7 protein-coding genes and 2 pseudogenes are annotated in these 5,474 nt (G+C 34.8%); 1 reads left to right on the top strand and 8 read right to left on the bottom strand.

What is annotated here, in order from left to right; genetic code table 11:
- Positions 1 to 124 precede the first annotated feature (124 nt).
- The 7 genes and pseudogenes from N9I19_RS23735 to N9I19_RS23705 all read right to left on the bottom strand — a co-directional run bounded on the left by N9I19_RS23735 (position 125) and on the right by N9I19_RS23705 (position 4,053).
- A complete protein-coding gene (locus tag N9I19_RS23735) occupies positions 125 to 322 on the bottom strand; it encodes a hypothetical protein (protein WP_241637987.1) in 198 nt (65 codons plus the stop codon).
- 149 nt (positions 323 to 471) lie between these two features.
- Complete coding sequence (locus tag N9I19_RS23730; protein WP_317779183.1) at positions 472 to 1,080, bottom strand: transglutaminase-like domain-containing protein; 609 nt, start codon at positions 1,078 to 1,080, stop codon at positions 472 to 474.
- 134 nt (positions 1,081 to 1,214) lie between these two features.
- A protein-coding gene (locus N9I19_RS23725; RefSeq protein ID WP_411730883.1) for an IS3 family transposase occupies positions 1,215 to 2,365 on the bottom strand; the annotation gives its coding sequence in 2 pieces (ribosomal slippage) (positions 1,215 to 2,116 and positions 2,116 to 2,365; 1,152 coding nt in all).
- 63 nt (positions 2,366 to 2,428) lie between these two features.
- Positions 2,429 to 2,632, bottom strand: a pseudogene (locus tag N9I19_RS23720) (GNAT family N-acetyltransferase); the annotation flags it as partial.
- Between the two features lie 24 nt (positions 2,633 to 2,656).
- Positions 2,657 to 2,860: a hypothetical protein gene (locus tag N9I19_RS23715; RefSeq protein WP_317779181.1), complete on the bottom strand. Its 204-nt coding sequence runs from the start codon at positions 2,858 to 2,860 to the stop codon at positions 2,657 to 2,659.
- 210 nt (positions 2,861 to 3,070) lie between these two features.
- Positions 3,071 to 3,376, bottom strand: a complete 306-nt coding sequence (locus tag N9I19_RS23710; protein ID WP_034306251.1) for an NIPSNAP family protein — start codon at positions 3,374 to 3,376, stop codon at positions 3,071 to 3,073.
- A 176-nt stretch (positions 3,377 to 3,552) separates the two neighbouring features.
- Positions 3,553 to 4,053 (bottom strand): DinB family protein, encoded by a 501-nt coding sequence (locus tag N9I19_RS23705; RefSeq protein WP_317779180.1) that lies wholly within the window; start codon positions 4,051 to 4,053, stop codon positions 3,553 to 3,555.
- A 211-nt stretch (positions 4,054 to 4,264) separates the two neighbouring features.
- Between N9I19_RS23705 and N9I19_RS23700 the strand changes: the two are divergent.
- Positions 4,265 to 4,456 (top strand): annotated as a pseudogene (locus N9I19_RS23700) (transposase); the annotation flags it as partial.
- Between the two features lie 192 nt (positions 4,457 to 4,648).
- On the opposite strand, the gene N9I19_RS23695 reads toward N9I19_RS23700, so the two are convergent.
- The gene (locus tag N9I19_RS23695; protein ID WP_034306256.1) at positions 4,649 to 4,855 is read right to left on the bottom strand and encodes a DUF5316 family protein; all 207 of its coding nucleotides are present in this window, start codon (positions 4,853 to 4,855) and stop codon (positions 4,649 to 4,651) included.
- Between the last annotated feature and the right edge of the window lie 619 nt (positions 4,856 to 5,474).

Genomic DNA, 5,474 nt, shown 5'->3' with positions numbered 1-5,474 from the left:
AGCTAACCACTACTACTGCCTTCATGGTTCGGGACTTTCACCCTATAGATTGCACCCATGCCGGGCGCACGAAAAAGAGCTGCCAAAGCAACTCCCTTATTGAAGTAAGGCACCTGTTAGGATATTATTTCCTGTCATCGAGCTCTTCCATATCACTCATTATTTTCTTGTTCTTACTAAAATGAATAGCTATATATAAAAGTAAACCAAAACACCCACCAATTAGTACCTTAAAACCTGAACCAACAGCTGCCCATTCCAAGGCGTAGAAAATTATCACACCGAGAAGAACATATGAAAAAACTGTATTAATCAATATCATTCAGCCTTCTTCCTTAATTGACGTACTATATAAATTCTATTTCAAATGCATTATTCCTTGTTGAACTAACCTGCCCCGATAGTTGCATAAAAAAAAGCTGCCTTAAAGACAACTCCGATCTTCAGCTAACGCACCCGTTAGCTTAACAACTATAAATATTCTGGCAAATTCTTTATATACATTTCTAATGCATCTGTTTGTTCTACCAAAACGCTAATTGTCTTGGGATGTGGCTTTACATATATGACTGGATAATCTTTTTCATCAAATTTTTCTTGGGTAGTAAAAGCTAATTTTTCTTTATCAATTGAAAATTGTGCATCAATTCCTGCTTTATTACCACGAGCATCTAATCTAACCCATTTATTTAATGTTTTAAGAAAAATTGCATTTAATGCGTGAATACAATAACCTTTTTCTGGTGTATTAAACAACATTAATCTTTGATAACAAAAACCAGTAGGTATTCCCTGGGAACGTAGTAACGAAGCTAATAAATTGGATTTTGCATAGCAAATACCTTCTTTATAGACTAATACATCTGATGCTTTACATGTAACTCGTTTTCCTTGGATATCCCAAGAATGATAGATTTCATCACGAACAAATTCATAAGCAACTTTTGCCTTTTCAATTTCAGTTTGAGATGGATTAAAAAGTTCATCTACTTTCGACTTAATCATAGGATTAGAAAAATTAACTTCGTTTAATTCAAGCAAATAATCTTCTAATTTTGCCGTTTCACATACCAGATGCATTAACCCCACTCCCCAATCGATTTTCCGTGATTGCTTATTACTCTAACTGAGTTTCTTAATCATAGAAACAACTTTTATATTTATACCGTTTGGTTGGATTTGAGTCAATATATTGGACACAAAAAAGTTAAATCTTAAGCTGTATTCCTAATTCGATCTTCAATGGCTTGTGGGGTTTGATAGCCCAAGCCGCTGTGAATTCTTTTTCGGTTATACCAACCTTCAATAAATTGGAACATCGCTAGTTTAGCTGTTTGATAGTCTAGATATTGTACGTGGTTGACTTCTTCCTTTTTTAATAGGGCATGAAAGGATTCAATACAGGCATTATCGTACGGGCAACCTTTCTGACTAAAAGATTGCTTAATATGATAGTTTTGGATATGTTGAGTAAACTCACTGCTTGTATATTGTGAGCCAAGATCCGTATGAAGAACTAAGCCCTCCGGGGGCTTTTGTGATAAGTGTGCGTTATTGAAAGCTTTTATGACCAGTTCTGTCGTCATTGAACGAGAAAATGAATACCCTACTATTTTCTTAGAATGAAGGTCCAATACCGAAGCTAAATAACACCATCCGTCTTTTAACGTGTGGATATACGTAATATCTGCTACCCATTTCTCATTAATGGTTTGAGTAGTGAAGTTTCGTTTTAGCAAATTATCCAATTGAATAACCTTTTCTTTAGATGGATAGGGACGGTATTTTTTCTTGGTAATAGAACGAATTCTCGCCTTGTTCATTAAACGTTGAACACGCTTTAGACTGAGGGAAAACCCTTTGGTTAATAAGGTTTCATGAATCTTGGGAGCCCCATATCGTCCTTTGCTTTCCAGGTAAATAAGATGAATTTCCTTCGTTAGTTTTATGTTTTCCTGTTCGCGATTTGATACGACTATTTGAAGGGATTGATAATGGCTGCTTCTTGGGATTTCTAGTATTTCACACATCTTCTGTACGGGATATTGTTTCTTGTGTTCCTCAATAAATTCGGTAAGATCTGTCTCGGTTACTTTTTCGCGAATATGGCCATAGCCTTTTTTAAGATTTCAACTTCTTGCTTTAACCGAAGGTTTTCCTTCTGAATGGCGGCTAATTCCTTTGGAGTCATGGACTCTTCCCCTAAACCAATAGGAGTAAATTCTTTAATCCATTTATAAATGGTAACTTCTGATACGCCATATTCGCCGCTTAATTCTTTGACCGAATTACCCGAGTGATAAAGATCTACAATAGTTTTTTTAAATTCATTATTATATTTTTTACCTGTATTCTTACGTTCCAAGACGGACACATCCTCTCAAAAATCATTGTAAGGACTTAACTAAAATGTGTCCATGAAACTATACTAACTCCATGGTTTATATACAACTTCCTCATTATAGATACCATACCCAATTGAACTATATAATTTTATGTTTTTAGGCACAGTCATACGTACTTTACAAAATATCGTAGTTACTTCTTTTTTTATTGCGAAATCTTCTAATGACCTTAATATTTTTTTCGCAATACCAAGACACTGTTTTTCTGGAATTACTGATAGCCTATAAAAATATAAACCATCTTCTTTTAATTAAAAACGAACCATTCCAACTGGCTGATTATCAACATAGCTAATTAAACCCTGCTCACCGGCTTTTAAAGCAATTAAAACCGACTGTACAGTTTCCTCCAAAGCACTTGAAGGTGGTACTTCGTCTTTATATTCCATAAATGCCTTTATCATTAAGTCGTGTATTATCGGTGCATCTGAAACCTCAGCAAATTTAATCTCCAAGTTATATCCCTCTCTCTGTGTTATAAATATACGTTATAATGAATATTTAATCAATCGAGAGATATAGCTTCACTAAGTTATTTGAACATTTCTTATGGAACTATCCTGCCCCGATAGTGCCATAAAAAAAAGGCTGCCTCTGCAACCTTCCTTATTGAAGTAAAGCACCCGTTAGCTTAACAAGATATGTATAAGTTTTTATCTGTTCACTCACTCGAATACAGGGCGCATAAAGCTTCTCTCATAACTTAAAATACATTTAGTTTCTTCAGCAAATTTATAAGCTTCCTGACACTCTGCATCTAATGCCATTTTTACTCGGTACTCTTCATATGCTGCTAAACTTGGGAAAGTGAATAAGGCATAAGCAATGTTATTAGCGCCCTCATGTGGAAGAAAATAACCTTGATGTGTACCACCCAATTTATTAACTAATCGAATCCATATCTTACCGTATTCCTCGAATTCCTCTACTTTATAAGGGTCAATAACATATTTCAGATAGCATGTAACCATTTTAATCCTCCTGAAAATCTATTTTTTTCCATCATAACATGCAAATGAACTAACCTGCCCCGATAGTTGCATAAAGAAAGAGCTGCATTAAAGACAGCTCCGATCTTCAGCTAACGTCACCTTTATGAAGAAAAAATGGATTACTCTTCTCTTGCCTATTTATAATGAATAACATTTCAAGAATACCAATAAAAAGCATAATCAGTCATAACTGAAGAATCACCCAACTGATGTAACATAGCTGAAATATTCCCTCTATGATAGGTTCCATGATTCACAACGTGTAAGACCATTTCAGATATACTTGTTTCTCTTGATCCTGCCCATGGATTATCCAACATTATTCTCTTTTCCATATCTTCCTGTCTGTTCAAAAAGGATTTAAACCGAGATGTTAAAGTGTGAAATTCTGTTTCTAAGTCTTCAATGGGCAGTTTCTCAATCTTTTCTTGAATTTGAAATGAAGATTGCATTGCTTCATTCATACTCTGACCCTCGAGGGTATTAAGCCATCCATATTCCACCAAATAGAGATGAGATAAAACCTTTGAAACAGAAGAAAAGACACTTTTCATTTCCTTTTGATATTTCTCAGGAGAAAGTGTCTTAAGATGATCAATAATCCGTTGATTTGCCCATACATGATAGTTATATAGACTTTCTACATGATTTGCCATACAATCGCCTCCTTATCATCACGTTTTTTAATATTCTTTATCAGAATGAATTATTCCTTTAAATATTATTACTTATCTGATGAGATCTTCAATTAAATGGCCCAATTGTTGAACAAAGGTCAAAGCAATCTTCAGCTAATGGAGTTAGTATGGTTTCATGGACACATTTTAGTTAAGTCCTTACAATGATTTTTGAGAGGATGTGTTCGTATTGGAACGTAAGAATACAGGGAAGAAATATAATAATGAATTCAAGAAGACCATTGTAGATCTTTATCACTCGGGTAATTCAGTAAGAGAATTAAGTGGCGAATATGGTGTATCAGAAGTAACAATTTATAAATGGGTTAAAGAATTTACCCCTATCGGTTTAGGGGAAGAGTCCATGACTCCGAAGGAATTAGCCGCAATACCAGCGTGATATCCGGAAAAAACTTCATTTCCTTCAAAAAGGCTAACTATGCCAATGCCACCTATCCCTCCAATGAGCAACAAAAACAACATCACTGTAAATTTCCACACATCACCCCCCCCCCCAAAAAAATACACAATTACATTTTAAGCTAACACGTTTAGTTGAAGAAAAACGTATTGCTTATAGAAAATATATTAATCCAGTAATACCCAAAGAGATTACACCTATGAGGCCTGAGAAGAATGCTATTTTCGTTCTAAAATTCCTATGTCCTTCTGATTCAGAATGAAAATTAGCTCTTTGCTGTTGCCCACCCGTCCAAGCTCCAATAAAAATACCAGAAATAATAATGCCAACTACTCCGATTATAAGAAAAAACTTAAACATGAATAAATCCCCTTTTTTTACATTTTTATTACATAATATACCATGAATTTCATTACATTTCTTGGTGAACTCCCTCAATAAACTAAACACAATCTCACGATTGTTCTAGAATTCTTAGGATTTCATAGTCATATAATTAACCGTTATCTATGTAAGCTCGGCATTACTCCTCAAGGATAGGGATTTATCGAAAAAAGTATATGCTAAACTAGCCAATTATAGGAAAAAATTGGTTTAAGCAATGTTATGATCGCACTTTAGGCTATCCACATGTCTCATGGAGGTCAACCCTCCCATGTCTCACAGAGTCGATGCTCCTACATTCCTTCGTTCAACCTTTCCATGAGGTGGATGTCGGTCATGCTGCCACAGGATCTAAGCCCTCACGATACCCCTTGTATTAGAATCTATTTCGAATAGACACCAAGATGATTATCTTCAATATAAGAAAGTAAATACAGATGGTCCCTCATTTAACCAAACATTCATTCCTATTTCCAATTATGAGTAAAATAGGTGAGCACCAATTTGCTAATGCTCACATCTTTTTATGGAGCCCTTTCCTACTAACAAATGTTTCTTTGTAAAAGAATATATTCTATCGAGGTGCATAACTTAA

The organism is Peribacillus sp. CSMR9, assembly GCF_033141925.1.
Taxonomy (GTDB): domain Bacteria; phylum Bacillota; class Bacilli; order Bacillales; family DSM-1321; genus Peribacillus; species Peribacillus simplex_A.
Note: the sequence above shows the minus strand (reverse complement) of the source record. Positions and strands in the feature narration are given on the sequence as shown.

Excerpts from the sequence above, each read along its gene's own strand:
- N9I19_RS23735 (WP_241637987.1), bottom strand. The coding sequence starts at position 322 with ATGATATTGATTAATACAGTTTTTTCATATGTTCTTCTCGGTGTGATA.
- N9I19_RS23730 (WP_317779183.1), bottom strand. The coding sequence starts at position 1,080 with ATGCATCTGGTATGTGAAACGGCAAAATTAGAAGATTATTTGCTTGAA.
- N9I19_RS23710 (WP_034306251.1), bottom strand. The coding sequence starts at position 3,376 with ATGGTTACATGCTATCTGAAATATGTTATTGACCCTTATAAAGTAGAG.
- N9I19_RS23705 (WP_317779180.1), bottom strand. The coding sequence starts at position 4,053 with ATGGCAAATCATGTAGAAAGTCTATATAACTATCATGTATGGGCAAAT.
- N9I19_RS23695 (WP_034306256.1), bottom strand. The coding sequence starts at position 4,855 with ATGTTTAAGTTTTTTCTTATAATCGGAGTAGTTGGCATTATTATTTCT.